Origin of the sequence: Salmonella sp. 32100201201700099SM, assembly GCF_017572645.1 — a bacterium.
Taxonomy (GTDB): Bacteria; Pseudomonadota; Gammaproteobacteria; order Enterobacterales; family Enterobacteriaceae; genus Salmonella; species Salmonella enterica.
On sequence record NZ_JAGERQ010000001.1, the window covers coordinates 606204 to 619951 of the forward strand.

The following is a 13748-nucleotide window of genomic DNA, read 5'->3' on the forward strand; positions in this document are numbered from 1 at the left end:
CCACAATTAGCGTATTAACGGAGAGCACGATGATGAAAACCAGTGTGCGCATTGGCGCTTTTGAAATCGACGATGCCGAATTACATGGCGAATCGCCGGGGGAGCGAACGTTAACTATCCCCTGTAAATCCGATCCGGATTTATGTATGCAACTGGACGCCTGGGATGCCGAAACCAGCGTTCCCGCCATTCTCAACGGGGAACATTCCGTTTTGTTCCGTAATCATTACGATCCTAAATCTGATGCCTGGGTCATGCGTCTTGCCTGACTCAAAAAGAACCCGTCGCCAGGCGGGTTATTTATTCTTCCTTTTCTCATTTCCCCCCTGCGCTAACCTCTCCTACACTATCATGTAAAGTAGTTAACATTGAGGATGTAATGTTCGCGCTGGTACTTTTTGTATGTTACCTGGATGGAGGATGCGAGGATATTGTCGTGGACATCTACGATACCGAGCAGCAATGTCTTTATTCGATGGACGATCAACGGATTCGCCATGGCGGCTGTTTTCCGGTAGAGGATTTTATCGATGGCTTCTGGCGGCCTGCGCAGCAATATAGCGATTTTTAACCCTGGTCGCTGATACCGCTATTGTATCCGCGCTAACGTCAATTGCCCGCCAAATACCGCGCCCGTATCAATATAGTGTACGTTGGCGAAATCCATGCGCTGACGCAACGGCGTATGGCCAAACCAAAAATGATCGGCACCGCTAATCCCGCCGCGCTTATTTATGAGCCGTTCGCGGCTCCAGAGAACCTGATGTAAATCGATTTTTTTTTGCCATTGATAGGTTGACGCGGGGTAATCAGCATGAGCGATCACATGCGTGCTATGGCGGCAGCGAACTTCCAGTATCCAGGGCAGTCGCTGACAAAGGATAAAAAGCGCTTCAGCTTGCGCAGCGTGTTCAGCGGTCAGGCGGGTAAACCAGTCGCCACCATTCATCAACCACAGCGTCGACTGCGATGAGGCCCGCGCATCCAGCGCCATCTGTTCATGATTGCCGCGAACCGCCGTCATCCAGGACTCACGCAGTAAAGCCAGGCAACCCAGGCTGTCCGGGCCTCTATCAATGATATCGCCCACAGAAACTAACAAGTCTTGTTGCGGATCAAATCGACACTCACGTAACCTTTTCATTAACATTGAAAAACAGCCGTGAATATCGCCGACCACCCAGACATGCCGCCAATTCTTTGCCTCTATTCGCTGATAAATCTCTTCAGGCCGCATCATATTTTTCCTGTCGTTCATTATCCAGGACAGATATAAAAAGATAGCGTGTGCAGATTTTTTTGCTTAGTAAACGTGCTCTGTTGTAAATAGCGAATTTCATCAGTAGCGAGTAAATGCTTTGTTATTATCGCAATAAAATATAACTGGCTGCGCCAGGGGAGTGTTATCCCCTGGCGCAGCGAGCTACTCACTATCGCCTGTTCACCTTCAATATTCTCCCTCCTTAAAAACATATCGGAAACATAAACCACATATCGACACCACAGGCTTCAGCACACTCTTTAGCTGAGTGAGTTGCAAGGCAAACCAGCGCCAATGCAGGTGTCGTTACCGTGGCGACCATCGCCCCCACAAACAGGCGCAGCACAATTTTTTTTAAAGGCGGCATAACCTCTCCTGACAGTTAACAGACCATTAATCCTTATCGAGACATCATCCGTGCGCGGGTATCATAGACTTAACAACACGCGGTGTTTCAAAAAAAACTGTCTGGTTATGCCGGTATTTAGAGTAATAACAATTATTTTAAGTTTTAAGGGTATCCATTTGATTTTTATATTAAAATAAAGATGACGACGTTTTGTTAAAAGCGTCGCCATAAAAATGAATATATAGTTTCAGAAAATCTGCTATTAATTCATATAGTTAATAGCAGTATTGTATTTACTATCTTCAGGAGGCATTCTGAAGATACTTATTCGCAATATTTTCTATAGTTAACTGAAATTGTTGTGGCGTTGGCATCGTCCCCTTATTAAACAGCGGCGTAACCTCTTTCATAACGATTTTCTCAGCATACGCTTTAAAAGACACCTGCTGATTATGATTTATAAACATATGTGGATATTTAATGCTCGCTGCAGCAATGAGGGGGACGACAAAAGGATTCGCCCCTGCCCCACCTGGAGTAAATACGCCGTTTTTTATCTCCCCAGGTAGCCCCGCATTCTGCGCAGCCTCTCCTATCTCTTTCAGAAAGGGGGTAATACTGACCCCTTTACTGATGAGTAATTTACAACAGTGATCTTTATTATTACTGTACACGGCTGATAACATGGCTTCGCATGTCTGACGAGCATAGGCCGGATCTTTACTCGCATTACCTTTGATATCCAGGCTATTGAGCTTTTGCAGCATAAAATCTTTAACAGTTTTACTGGTTAATACTGCCCTCCCCTCAGAGGCGCTCCCACGATGAAAATGGGTAGTCGGTATGTCTGTTTGCAGATGCAGGCTAAAGCGATCTGACAGACTCGTCGACAGGCTGATAAAGCTATTTCTAACGGCAGTAATACTTTTTGCAAAAACGTCCTTATCCGTTGTTTTTTCTTTTACTGGTTCAACATCACTTCTATGGATTCTGTAGTGCTGGGTGGATAGTGTTATGTTAGCCACGGTAGTTCTCCTTTTGGGTACCTATGCAGAGCTACACTTTATTTATATTTCTTGCTTTCAAAAAATAGCCACCTTCGCCACAACCATTTTTATTTATTGATCTTTATAGATTTTATTTTCCTGATGAATTTTGTTCTTCTGTCACTTAGCCTGTTTTTTTCGGCGCAAGGTGATCGACTTTTATCCAGGAACATTTTTACCGGGACAATCCTGAACAGGCAAAACATCACTTCAATTCAACTGCTGCGTCACACAAAACATTCATGAATATTATTATTTATGCTGATGTTGTTACGATTTTGCCCCCATTCACAGGCTGACTGTCAATTATCCTGCCTGCGGGTTAGCCGCTTTTTCAAAACCTATAAAGTCGCCACGCCAAACCTCTCCGCCACTGTAATCATTGTCGAGACATCAGTTAATTAACTGATTTTTATATATTATGACTTTTCATGGCGTTCAGAAGAACTACAAATGAAATGGATTGACTCATCTATTAGTGGTCAAAAAAACGCGCTACAAGAAATAATCAGTAACAATTGCAACACTATTCCAATCATAACGTAAACTATATGATACCACACGATTATTATTGCTTTTAGGTAACATCTTTGTATGGCTGCTTTTAAGCAACAATACTCTAACACAACATATAACATTATAACTTACAATAGGTTAACAAATGGAATTACAGCTCATGCTTAACCACTTTTTCGAGCGCGTCAGAAAGGATGCAAATTTCAACACATTTCTAATCGATCTGGAATATAATAATATCGCTTATTACATTTATTTTGTTGCTACCGGTAATGTGAAAATTATCACTCATGCAGGCCACTTCATTTCTATTAAAAGCAATAGAAAGCTGATTAAAGTCAATTCAACACCGAATACGCAATTAATAAAATTGACTTCAGCTAAACACTTTTCGGGGGAGCATTCCTATGAAAAATACTGTACCGATCTGGCAACGGCAGGCGTTTTTAAATGGATTGTTGAATTAAACCAAAAAACTCGACAATACTGGTCGAAAGACAACCAATTATTATATATAAAAATGTGGTCATGCCGCTTTAACAAGCCAGGGTAATAATAGCGTCAGTCGTGACATCCGGCGTGTTACGACTGCGGGTTATCCATTTAGAGACCATAATGAGAGTCTGACTGCGAGAGTTACCCTGTGCAGTCCGACCGATGCAACAACGTTTGACACGATGCTCGACAACAGCATCTCCTGGTGCAGGAGAAATGATTTTCAAAGCGATATCGACTAAAAGCTCAAAATATTTGCCTGCTATTTATATTCTATCTAATTAATACCCTCCTGAAAGTGTGGCATAATTGCAGAATCTGTCAGGATTCCGGGAGCATACCGGAGCGTAATCGAAAAAACATCTGGAGATGTATGAGCAAGGATGAAATCAGTTATCAAATTCTTTACCGGTACTCTCTGGAAAAGCTGTACAGTACTCTTACCAGAAGAGTAGATAACGTGCTGTCATTCGCCCTCATTTTTCTCGGGGTCGGCGTCACCATAAACGTCGGGAGTCCCTTTATTCTGGGGCCTGGCATTGTGGGTATCGCCATACTAAAAAGAGTACTCCGCTTCGGCACGCGATCAGCACAGGCCGACCGGCAGTCCCGCGCCTGGCTGAAACTTTTTAATACTCAGCACCGCTTTCCTTCAGATAAAACACTGTTCCTTGCTTTCACATCGCTTGAGCAAGACGCGAGTGAAGTATGGTCCATGCTTATTGGTCCTGCCATCGTCATGACTGAGACCGCCCTCGGAAAAACGCCCATTGAGACATTGACGGCGGGTGAAAAACTCTGTGCATTTTTGAGCGGCGCGACGAAATCCCAGCCAGCAGATCGCAATTGACCTGTCTTCTAAACGCCTGTGCCATACCACAGAGATTTATTAATGGAGTACTAACGCTGTCAGCAGGTTTCTCTGAGTGAAAGATTCGTATTATACGCACAGCCCAGTTTACAGTTTATATAACAGCGCAATATGTTTTTGTATCCGTACCATGCCGCCTGCAAGCGGCTGTCTGAGTACCTCTAGCCATGCCAGGAGGTATTAGCTCAAATGTGAGCTGACATATCTATGGCACAGCGCCAAACCTAATCTGACTGTCCGCTCTGTGCCAGAAGCGGACGCTGATCATGGTGTGTACAGGCCAACAGTACGATATATTATAAAGTTACCTGATTGCAGCTTTCATAAGGCTATGGGTATTCAAATGCAGCAAAGCTATAAATCAGGCTTAATTAAATAATGCCTTTGCGAACCTACTTTAGGAAAGTCCGGTAGCGACATTTGAAGTATATAACCCTGTTTTTCATAAAAAGGGAGAGCCTGGAAGCTAAAGGTATCTACAAGTCCATGAACACAGCCTTTCCGCAAACCTTCTTTTTCGGCCATCTCCATAAGTTGACTCCCCAGACCGCGGCTCCTTGCAGATTCACTTACCCAAAGATAGTCGATGCAAAGCCACGGACCTTTTCTGTCAGCAATTAATCCGCCTACCATTTCGCCGCTTTCGTTTCTGCAGTAGACCCCAAGCTGCCCATTTTTACTAAAATCGACGAACTGAGCATTGTAGCTTCTTAATCCGGCTAATAGTTCTTCTTTATCAAATTCAGTAACTTGATGTGTAATTTGAATGTCCATACATATCCAATTGAACAAGTTTGCATTTGGAATATAACGTTATAAATAAGTTAATTAAATGTATCAATAGAAAGTTTATTTTTACTCCTGCGGGGCAGATCACGTCCGCTACTCGCTTAAAGCAAACTGTCAGTTGGAGTCTGAGCTGGTACAATTAATGTGCCACTGGTTAGAAATCAGTAATACGATTTTATCAGGCTGATACTCTGGCCTGTCAGGATTTGAGGTATCCACCCGGTTTACCAGCCCACTGTATTTGGCACCAGTGGAACCCACTTCCCGATCCAGGATATCCAGTATCCACCGCCGAACCTCTTTCCCCAAAAGATATGTGCAACCTCAAGCGCCTTGTCTGGATGATGACCACGGTATGAAGTTTGATAACGCGTGGAATCAGGGCGTTTGGTACGCTCTCCGTTCAGCAACTGGACGCCCTTCTCCCCAGCCTTTCAGCGTTGAAGATTTGCCAGCGCTGGGTGAAGAGTGTAGGCGAATTATGAAAATCACTTCTGCCGTTTATACTTCGAAAAAGACGTTATCAGAAAGGTGGTTCGCAAGCGCGGAGTTATTAAACCTTTACTTAACGAAATACGGTTTAAGTTGCTTGAATTGCAGCAGAAAGAAAACGACGGCTTGCTGATGCTGGACAAATTAAGCAAGCATGGCATCAATGGACTGATACGCCGTCAATAAAAGGAAGGGTGCATGGACGATCCCGTCGCATCACCAATCACAACGGAAGGGCACAAAACAACATTTCACAGCGTAAAGGATAAAACACGATGCCATTTTCAATCAAAAACATATGTTCAGGTCCAAGAGGACACTACCCATAAATCTCCAGACCTATACAGAACAAGCCAGTACCGAGGAATTGCACTCTGACCTCAACAACATGCGATATACAGGGCTATACAGTATTCAGCAGATGTTCCTGCAGTTTTGAAATGCGCCCACCCGGTGCAGAAGAAAGAACCCCACGACTAAAATTCTCAGCAACGGAGCTCTCATGGCTATCTAAAACAATAGAAACAGAGATGCGCAACACAAAAGAATGAGCCTGTCAGTAATTCTGTGTAACTGCCCAGTTATTAAAGGTGATCGCTCAGGCGGTCACCGAACTCGATAATAAAACGGCTCATCGCCAGCCGCCAGTTCTGGATCGGCATACTCCATTTTTTGACGCATCCTCGATCGCCAGATAAATAACTTTTCGTACTGAGTCACCCGTCGGGAACACCTTGCGTTTCTTAATCGCGGCACGGATCACGCAGTTCAGGGATTAGATTGCGTTTGTGGTGTAGATGGCCTTGCGGATATCCGGCGGATAACTGAAGAGCGTATTGAGGTTTTCCCAGTGCGCACGCCAGCTTTTGCTGATTTGCGGATATTTATCGTCCCGGGCTTTCGCGAACGCATCCATCGCCATCAGTGCCGCCTCTTCGGTCGGGGCCTGAGGCCGCTGGTGGCGACTTTGTAGCCTTTCCAGGCTACGTATTTCAGGCTGTTACGCACCATGTGGATACTGCACAGCTGGATATGGGGCTGCGGGAAGACGCTGTTTATCGCATCCGGGAAGCCCTTCAGACCATCCACACAGGCAATCAGGATGTCCTGAACGCCCCGGGTTTTCAGCTCCGTCAGCACGCTTAGCTAGAACTTTTCGCCTTCATTTTCGGCCAGCCACATACCCAGTAACTCTTTCTGGCCTTCGGTGTTGATACCCAGTGCCAGGAAGACGGCTTTGTTGATTACGCTGCCATTCTGACGGACTTTGACGACAATGCAGTCCATATAAACAATGGGGTACAGCGCATCCGGTTGCCGGTTTTGCCTCTCAGTGACCTGCTCTTTTACGGCGTCGGTGACTTTAGATATCAGCGAGGGTGACACATTGGCGTCGTACATCTCTTTTGAAGGTGGCGACGATTTCGCGGGTAGTCATGCCTTTGGCGTAGAGGGATAAAATTTGGCTGTCCATCTGCGTAATGCGCGTCTGGTGCTTCTTAAGCAGCTGTGGTTCGAAGGTGTTTTCACGCTCACGCGGTATGTTGAGTTCTATCTCGCCGTCATCGCATAACACCGTTTTGGACGAGTAGCCATTACGGGTGTTTGAGCCTGTTTTGGGCGCATTTTTCTCATACCCGGGGTGGTCAGCCAGCTCCGCATTGAGCGCCGTTTCGACGGTTAATTTCGTCAGCATACGGGAAAACGAATTGAGGTCGGCTTCGGTTTTAAGGCCTTTAGCCAGTTCAACCGCAAGGGCTTTGAGTTTCTTTTCGTTCATAATTGCCTGTCCCCGTTACTGGAGTGAACATATCAAAAACAGGCAATTACACAATTTTAATTACAGTCTCAGTTCAGTCACATTATTGATGAGCGACTGTACGTTAAGCAAATCAAGACCGGGATGAAAATCGCTCTGCCACTTTCGCTCAACCTTCCTTCCATGGGTTTACGCCTCAGTACGGTGATTGAGCGTTGCCGCCTGGTAAGCCGTAGCGAATACCTTATCAGCGCTGGCATACGCAAAAACAGCCCGAACGGGAGTATTCATCCTAATAGCCTGACTAAAAAATTTGTTGCGGCACGAAAATTGACCGGAATAAATTTCAGTGAAAACCCACCGCCGTTTCACGAGATCCGCAGCTTATCCGGACGACTGTATAAAGACGCTTACGGCGAAGGGTTTGCTCAGAAACTCCTGGGACATACTTCAGAGAACACAACAAAAATATACCTTGATGGACGTGACGAAAAGGCATACATGATGCTCTGATTTTCTGTTTTAAAAATGTTAAATCAGGTTTTATCGTGGTATAAAGAAAAAAGACCGAATACAGAAATTCGGACAAATTTCGGACAAGAGTTTGTAATTACTTGATTTATAAAGAAAACAAAAAGAGACCGAATACGATTCCTGTTTACGGCAACAATTGTTCTTTCTCTTTAAATTCATAATGTTATATATTAATTAAGTGATTTTAACGATTAGAACACGTTATTTTTGATTCTAATAGATTCAATTAGTTATCACTTTTTACGTTTTAATTCGGACGTATTTCGGGCCATTTTGCGTATAAATCCCCCGACCAAACAAACTCACTGCCCAATACATCTCTCCCCTCTTCCATTGGGGGACTCTCGATGCCAAATACCCATGTAGACGAAGGCTTAATAGTGATGCCAACAAAAGCGATCGCGAAAAGTTGAACAGGTGGCTAGTTTCAGATTAAACACATTAGTTAGTCATCCTGAACAAGTAAAATCCGCCGCAACTGGCAACCATTCAATACTCGCACTATCGAACGATCGCCAGCTTGCCGCAGCCCGTTCTTGCATACGATGTGGCTGCGGTTCCATTACATCAGGAATGTGAAAATCGGGATAAACTGCCACTTAACCTGAAGCAGGTCTTCATAGCGGGTGGTATACCGAGGCGAAAGCATTTCTCTTAAGGTCGTCATATAAAAACATTCTATTACAACGAGTTATCTCCTCCTGCCTCCGCCCCGGCGCAAAGCTATAGTTTTTTCTATCTCCTTGTGAAACAAACAATTATTCTTGCTATGGCGCTGATTAACAATCGTTCGCGGGCAACGTACATTCAGCGAGTTTCAGAGCTTCCTGACGGAATTCCGCCGGTGCTGTTTCCGGGGCTTCTTACTGGTTGATACAGATCCTGCCTCTTACTTGAGAATTTACTCATTTAGCCGTATGTCCATTATGGGTGGATAAGATCATTTATCATCGTAAGGGTTGAAAGCGATAAGTTAAACTTGTCCTGGCTCAACAAGAGAACCCGACTAATGATGAGCTCTTCATCTTCAAGGCGTTTTATTCCTTCCAGCAAGAATAGATATTAAATCGACAACTGCTGCCAGGTCTTGCAGGCGCAGTGGACAATCGTGTGGTAACAGCCTGAGTCATTTCTTATTTTTCTCATTCAGCATAACTGCGTCTTCTGATAGAGAAATTTTTATCTAAACATATAAAAAACACAGTGAAGAAAACGCTACTTTTTTCTAGCTAAAAAGCTAAATTAATTTTTTTACGGAGAGGATCTTATGCGCAAGGTGTCGATATCTATATTATTCATGCTAGTTTCACTGACCTGGGGGACTACATGGTTGGCTATGCGAATTGCCGTTGAAACTATCCCTCCAGTGTTTGCAACCGGAATGAGGTTTATGTTTGCAGCACCTTTTTTAATCATCATTGCATGGTTAAGAAAAAAAACACTGTTATTTCCTCCCGGACAACGATTATTCCAGTTTGTGATTTGCATCTTTTATTTTTCTATTCCTTTCTCACTAATGATTTATGGTGAAACCTATGTCAACTCTGGGCTTGCCGCCATTATCTTTGCGAATATGCCTGTGGCCGTTTTGATAGCATCGGTTTTGTTTCTAAATGAAAAAGCGAAACTAATGCAGATCGCGGGCTTAACTATCGCAATCACTGCATTGACGGGGATACTTCTTGAAGAAGCGAATACAAGTACAGAGAGTCACTGGCAGGGTATCACTGCGCTTATTTCTGCTGTGTTAATCCATGCCATAATATATACACAATGTAAGAAAAGAAGTTGTACTGTCTCTGTTATCACATTTAATGCGCTCCCGTGCCTTTTAGCTGGGTTGATACTTTCTGCGACAGGATGGTTTTTTGAAAGACCACAAGTATCAACCTTCTCAGTACACTCAATATTAGCTACTCTGTATCTCGGGGCTTTTGCTGGAGTTTTTGGTATCCTGTGCTACTTTGCGCTTCAGCAAAAGGCTAATGCCTTCCAGGCTTCGCTTGTATTTCTTATCTTTCCGCTGATTGCGGTAAGTCTGGAAGACTATATTTATGGATATGCTATTTCAACACATTCAATGCTGCTTATTATACCATTAGCTATCGGGATATTTCTTACTCTTGTCGCCAGAAATATCCCTGTAACCAGCAGATGCCGGGATAATTCATCACAGGAATAATCGATTTATAATAACGCAAATAATTCCTGAAGCCTTACTGAGCTCCGGCTAATGCGGGGTGGATAAGCTGGAATACAGACCCGGTAATACACAGCGATTATATTAACAAGCAATGTAATAAAGGAGTTTTTTATGTTCATGTTTCTGCCATTCTTGCTTGCACTGAGCGTGGCAATGGGGGCCATAAACAGAAAGGATAAAGTCAGCTACATTCTGTGGGCCGTTTTACTCATCGTCACTATTTTATCATTCATTCATCATATGACCAATTCGCTGACTTTGTCATTTTAAGGAGTGTGTATGAAAACGCATCATCATCCAATAACATTTGTTCATCTGATTAATCAGGTGGGACTCCTTGGGATATGCGTTGCTCTGGTTGTAGCCTTTTATTATCAACTCGTTAGGCATGAGCTGCCTTGTCCAATTTGCTTATTACAGCGGGCTGGCCTCATCATCGCCGGTTTTGGCTTTTTATTTAACCTCTGCTTTGGTCTACGAGGTATACATTACGGGATGGTAATTATTGGCAGTATCCTGACCGGAGTTATGGCATCCCGGCAAATGTGTTTGCATATCATGCCCGGTGACACAGGATATGGTTCTGCATTTTTTGGATTACACTTTTATACCTGGACTCTGATTACGTCAATTCTCATTATTATTGCTGTTGCGGTAGTTCTGGCAATCAGTAGCATGAATGCTGCATTTCGTTCATTGAATATTAATCCGAACCTGTTCAGTATTGTCGGTTGGGTATTTCTATTACTGATTACTGCCAACCTTATTTCAACTGTACTGGAATGTGGCGGAGGGGAATGTGCTGCTAACCCGGTCACATATAAGCTACTGTCGAAGCAGGATATTGCCTTTCTGAAAACAGGCCTCCTGACGAGGACAGTTCTCCGGTTATGACGCACTTTTAAAATGACTGATTGGTAAATATATAGCAAGCACCTGTCTTGTAGAAACTGGAATGGTTATGGGCTAACACGGAAGTTTCAGTAACGTTGAAATGGTGCAATAATAGGAATCAAACTTATAACCTTCGCATTACGAATTAGTAGAATCACATTTAACTAACTAAAAGCATGTTGACCAGACTCGCAGACCATTGAATCACGCAACAACCAGTTACTGTCATCTGATGAAAAAGGCTGTGCATAACAGAATCAGGACTGACTGGCATCAGGGTCATGTGCTTCAGCAGCAAATACATAAAATGAAGCAAGATATAAAGAATGAAGGAAAAATCGAGTATGAAAAACGTACAGAATTGTCTGAAGTAACTTCCCTGCAGCATTGACGCCGCAGGGAATCTATTTATGGTGTAACTATATTGAACCAGAACTCAAACTTGTCCATATAGCCCAGCATCTCATCCAGTTTCGCAGCATTACCGGTAACGTTGACTTCTCCTTTATCTTGAGCCTGCTTCAGAGTTTCTTCCTTCAGGATAATTTTATTCAGCGTGTCACGGTTCAGAGTAATCGTGGCATCAGCGTCTTTCGCTTCAGCATTAGCCGTGTGGTTCAGCACGCCATTTTCCAGCTCAAGCTTGTACTTTCCGCCGTCGCTGCCAAGGTCAATATTAAACACCGCCCGGGCATTACCCGCTTTTTCACCGTTGATATGTACAGCCAGGAAATCGAAGAACATTTCAGGGGTCATTGCCCGAACGGTATCCGGACTTGCTGTATTTGGCGTCGGACCTTTAACCACACCGTTACGCAGCTCCTGCGCACCGGTCAGGTAGAAGTTACGCCATGGACCAGATTCAGCCTGATACCCCAATTGTTCCAACGCATCGGCTTCAAGGTTACGTGCATTCTGGTTATTTGGATCGGCAAACACGACCTTACTCACCACCTGAGCAACCCAACGGTAGTTCCCCTGGTCAAAGTCTGCTTTGGCTTTCTGAAGAATCGCATCGGCACCGCCCATATATTCAACAAATTTCTTAGCCGCTTCTTCGGGTGGCAGCTCATCAAGGGTTGCCGGATTGCCATCGAACCAACCGAGATACAGCACATACGTTGCTTTTACGTCATGGCTGATGGAGCCGTAATAGCCGCGGTTGGCCCAGGTTTTTGCCAGGCTATCCGGTAGTTTGAAGTTGGCCGCTATTTCGTCGCGAGTCAGACCTTCATTGGCCATACGCAGAGTCTGGTCATTGATATAACGATACAGGTCTCGCTGGCTTTTCAGCAGACCAACAACATTCTCGTTACCCCAAGTCGGCCAGTGGTGCTGGGCCATAATAATTTCAGCTTTGTCACCCCAACGCACTATAGCTTCGTTGATATATTTCGACCACGGCAACGGCTCACGAATTTTTGCACCGCGTAGCGAGTAAGTGTTATGCAGGGTGTGAGTGACGTCCTCTGCGGCTTCGATGAGTTTCTTCTCTTCGATGAACCACAGCATTTCCGAAGGGGCTTCCGAACCAGGGGCCAGCATAAAGTCGTAAGTCAGGCCATCAATCACTTCTTTCTGGCCGTCTTTATCAATGATATTAGTGGGCGCAATCAGTGTCACCGTCCCCGCAGAGGTGGTCGTCCCCAGTCCGGCGCCAACCTGGCCGGAGGCATCTGGTTTCAGGAGGTTGCCATACATATAGCTGGCACGGCGGCTCATCACGTTGCCGGCCATAATATTCTCGGCTACTGCTGCCTCCATAAAGCCAGCAGGCGCATACACTTTCACCTTGCCGGATTTCACGTCCGCTTCATCGACAACGCCACGCACACCGCCATAGTGGTCAACATGGCTATGAGTATAAATGATGGCGACAACAGGCTTATTGCCACGGTTTTTGAAATACAAATCCATACCGGCTTTGGCTGTTTCCGCAGAAACCAGCGGATCGACAACCGTAATCCCCTCTTTACCTTCGATAATCGTCATGTTGGATAAATCAAGGTTACGAATCTGGTAGACGCCGTCTGTTACTTCAAACAAGCCACTGATATTGATTAGTTGGGACTGACGCCACAGACTAGGGTTAACAGTGTCAGGAGATTTTTCCCCTTCTTTTATGAAAGCGTACTGCTGTGGATTCCAGATGACATTCCCTTGCTCTCCCTTAATCACCTCTTCAGGTAAATCAGCAATAAAGCCTTTATGGGCATTCGTGAAATCGGTGTTATCAGAGAAAGGAAGTTGGTTATAAAGCGCATTGTTAGCTTGCTTGGTTGAAGCAGTGGCACCTTTTGGGGCTTCCTGTGCAAATAAAGGTGTCAGCGCAGAGGAAGAGAGTAGCCCCGCCAGCACAAAACTTTTAACGATCAACTTAAGTCTCATTTGTACCCCTCATGTAAAAATATTCTGTATCACTCAGCCTGGTCGATTAATTATCTGTTAATTCAAACAATTAAAGTTATTGCTGACCATTTTCTCTCTTTTAAATATAACCAAAACGTTACATTTCGCTATTTATGGATACAAATAAATC

Annotated in this window: 15 protein-coding genes and 3 pseudogenes; 10 read left to right on the plus strand and 8 right to left on the minus strand. The window is 44.4% G+C overall.

Annotated features, from left to right (window positions below; translation table 11 throughout):
• Positions 1-32 precede the first annotated feature (32 nt).
• On the plus strand, positions 33-269 hold the full coding sequence (locus J4685_RS03080) for a YebV family protein (RefSeq protein ID WP_024131167.1): 237 nt from the start codon (positions 33-35) through the stop codon (positions 267-269).
• A gap of 110 nt (positions 270-379) precedes the next feature.
• The gene (locus J4685_RS03085; RefSeq protein ID WP_000457838.1) at positions 380-571 is read left to right on the plus strand and encodes a YebW family protein; all 192 of its coding nucleotides are present in this window, start codon (positions 380-382) and stop codon (positions 569-571) included.
• Between the two features lie 18 nt (positions 572-589).
• On the opposite strand, the gene pphA is transcribed toward J4685_RS03085, so the two are convergent.
• The 4 genes from pphA to sopE2 form a co-directional block, all read right to left on the minus strand.
• Entirely contained in the window at positions 590-1240 is a 651-nt protein-coding gene (gene pphA, locus J4685_RS03090) for a protein-serine/threonine phosphatase (protein ID WP_000986171.1), read from the minus strand.
• A 17-nt stretch (positions 1241-1257) separates the two neighbouring features.
• Positions 1258-1473 (minus strand): hypothetical protein, encoded by a 216-nt coding sequence (locus J4685_RS22670; protein ID WP_024131546.1) that lies wholly within the window; start codon positions 1471-1473, stop codon positions 1258-1260.
• Positions 1464-1628, minus strand: a complete 165-nt coding sequence (locus J4685_RS03095; protein ID WP_001134855.1) for a hypothetical protein — start codon at positions 1626-1628, stop codon at positions 1464-1466. Before J4685_RS03095 ends, J4685_RS22670 begins: the two co-directional genes overlap by 10 nt.
• A gap of 284 nt (positions 1629-1912) precedes the next feature.
• Positions 1913-2635, minus strand: a complete 723-nt coding sequence (gene sopE2, locus J4685_RS03100; RefSeq protein ID WP_001284212.1) for an SPI-1 type III secretion system guanine nucleotide exchange factor SopE2 — start codon at positions 2633-2635, stop codon at positions 1913-1915.
• Between the two features lie 682 nt (positions 2636-3317).
• Between sopE2 and J4685_RS03105 the strand changes: the two are divergent.
• A pseudogene (locus J4685_RS03105) lies at positions 3318-3712 on the plus strand (DUF1398 domain-containing protein).
• 328 nt (positions 3713-4040) lie between these two features.
• Positions 4041-4517 (plus strand): hypothetical protein, encoded by a 477-nt coding sequence (locus J4685_RS03110; RefSeq protein ID WP_000030943.1) that lies wholly within the window; start codon positions 4041-4043, stop codon positions 4515-4517.
• A gap of 375 nt (positions 4518-4892) precedes the next feature.
• Here the strand turns inward: J4685_RS03110 and J4685_RS03115 are convergent, their stop codons facing one another.
• Positions 4893-5312, minus strand: coding sequence for a GNAT family N-acetyltransferase (locus tag J4685_RS03115; RefSeq protein WP_000354404.1), 420 nt, complete (start codon positions 5310-5312; stop codon positions 4893-4895).
• Between the two features lie 370 nt (positions 5313-5682).
• Between J4685_RS03115 and J4685_RS03120 the strand changes: the two genes are divergently transcribed.
• Positions 5683-5952 carry a hypothetical protein gene (locus J4685_RS03120; RefSeq protein WP_011233024.1) on the plus strand — a complete coding sequence of 90 codons (270 nt, stop codon included), beginning with the start codon at positions 5683-5685 and terminating at the stop codon, positions 5950-5952.
• A 165-nt stretch (positions 5953-6117) separates the two neighbouring features.
• The gene (locus tag J4685_RS03125) at positions 6118-6258 is read left to right on the plus strand and encodes a hypothetical protein (RefSeq protein ID WP_000490064.1); all 141 of its coding nucleotides are present in this window, start codon (positions 6118-6120) and stop codon (positions 6256-6258) included.
• Positions 6259-6403: 145 nt separating this feature from the next.
• On the opposite strand, the pseudogene J4685_RS03130 reads toward J4685_RS03125, so the two are convergent.
• A pseudogene (locus J4685_RS03130) lies at positions 6404-7599 on the minus strand (IS256 family transposase).
• A 69-nt stretch (positions 7600-7668) separates the two neighbouring features.
• Here J4685_RS03130 and J4685_RS03135 point away from each other — a divergent pair.
• Positions 7669-8091, plus strand: a pseudogene (locus J4685_RS03135) (tyrosine-type recombinase/integrase); the annotation flags it as partial.
• Between the two features lie 583 nt (positions 8092-8674).
• Here the strand turns inward: J4685_RS03135 and J4685_RS22410 are convergent.
• Positions 8675-8779 carry a DUF4113 domain-containing protein gene (locus J4685_RS22410; protein WP_306292161.1) on the minus strand — a complete coding sequence of 35 codons (105 nt, stop codon included), beginning with the start codon at positions 8777-8779 and terminating at the stop codon, positions 8675-8677.
• 600 nt (positions 8780-9379) lie between these two features.
• Here J4685_RS22410 and J4685_RS03145 point away from each other — a divergent pair.
• From J4685_RS03145 to J4685_RS03155, 3 genes are all read left to right on the plus strand, one after another.
• The gene (locus tag J4685_RS03145) at positions 9380-10294 is read left to right on the plus strand and encodes a DMT family transporter (RefSeq protein WP_001233452.1); all 915 of its coding nucleotides are present in this window, start codon (positions 9380-9382) and stop codon (positions 10292-10294) included.
• A gap of 132 nt (positions 10295-10426) precedes the next feature.
• On the plus strand, positions 10427-10585 hold the full coding sequence (locus J4685_RS03150) for a DUF5993 family protein (RefSeq protein WP_000480735.1): 159 nt from the start codon (positions 10427-10429) through the stop codon (positions 10583-10585).
• A gap of 9 nt (positions 10586-10594) precedes the next feature.
• Positions 10595-11209 carry a disulfide bond formation protein B gene (locus J4685_RS03155; protein WP_000848061.1) on the plus strand — a complete coding sequence of 205 codons (615 nt, stop codon included), beginning with the start codon at positions 10595-10597 and terminating at the stop codon, positions 11207-11209.
• A gap of 408 nt (positions 11210-11617) precedes the next feature.
• Here the strand turns inward: J4685_RS03155 and J4685_RS03160 are convergent, their stop codons facing one another.
• The gene (locus J4685_RS03160) at positions 11618-13597 is read right to left on the minus strand and encodes an alkyl/aryl-sulfatase (protein ID WP_001237396.1); all 1980 of its coding nucleotides are present in this window, start codon (positions 13595-13597) and stop codon (positions 11618-11620) included.
• Between the last annotated feature and the right edge of the window lie 151 nt (positions 13598-13748).

Coding starts and splice junctions, on each gene's coding strand:
- J4685_RS03080 (WP_024131167.1), top strand. CDS start 33: ATGAAAACCAGTGTGCGCATTGGCGCTTTTGAAATCGACGATGCCGAA.
- J4685_RS03085 (WP_000457838.1), top strand. CDS start 380: ATGTTCGCGCTGGTACTTTTTGTATGTTACCTGGATGGAGGATGCGAG.
- pphA (WP_000986171.1), bottom strand. CDS start 1,240: ATGATGCGGCCTGAAGAGATTTATCAGCGAATAGAGGCAAAGAATTGG.
- J4685_RS22670 (WP_024131546.1), bottom strand. CDS start 1,473: ATGTTTTTAAGGAGGGAGAATATTGAAGGTGAACAGGCGATAGTGAGT.
- J4685_RS03095 (WP_001134855.1), bottom strand. CDS start 1,628: ATGCCGCCTTTAAAAAAAATTGTGCTGCGCCTGTTTGTGGGGGCGATG.
- J4685_RS03110 (WP_000030943.1), top strand. CDS start 4,041: ATGAGCAAGGATGAAATCAGTTATCAAATTCTTTACCGGTACTCTCTG.
- J4685_RS03115 (WP_000354404.1), bottom strand. CDS start 5,312: ATGGACATTCAAATTACACATCAAGTTACTGAATTTGATAAAGAAGAA.
- J4685_RS03120 (WP_011233024.1), top strand. CDS start 5,683: ATGAAGTTTGATAACGCGTGGAATCAGGGCGTTTGGTACGCTCTCCGT.
- J4685_RS03125 (WP_000490064.1), top strand. CDS start 6,118: ATGTTCAGGTCCAAGAGGACACTACCCATAAATCTCCAGACCTATACA.
- J4685_RS22410 (WP_306292161.1), bottom strand. CDS start 8,779: ATGACGACCTTAAGAGAAATGCTTTCGCCTCGGTATACCACCCGCTAT.
- J4685_RS03145 (WP_001233452.1), top strand. CDS start 9,380: ATGCGCAAGGTGTCGATATCTATATTATTCATGCTAGTTTCACTGACC.
- J4685_RS03150 (WP_000480735.1), top strand. CDS start 10,427: ATGTTCATGTTTCTGCCATTCTTGCTTGCACTGAGCGTGGCAATGGGG.
- J4685_RS03155 (WP_000848061.1), top strand. CDS start 10,595: ATGAAAACGCATCATCATCCAATAACATTTGTTCATCTGATTAATCAG.
- J4685_RS03160 (WP_001237396.1), bottom strand. CDS start 13,597: ATGAGACTTAAGTTGATCGTTAAAAGTTTTGTGCTGGCGGGGCTACTC.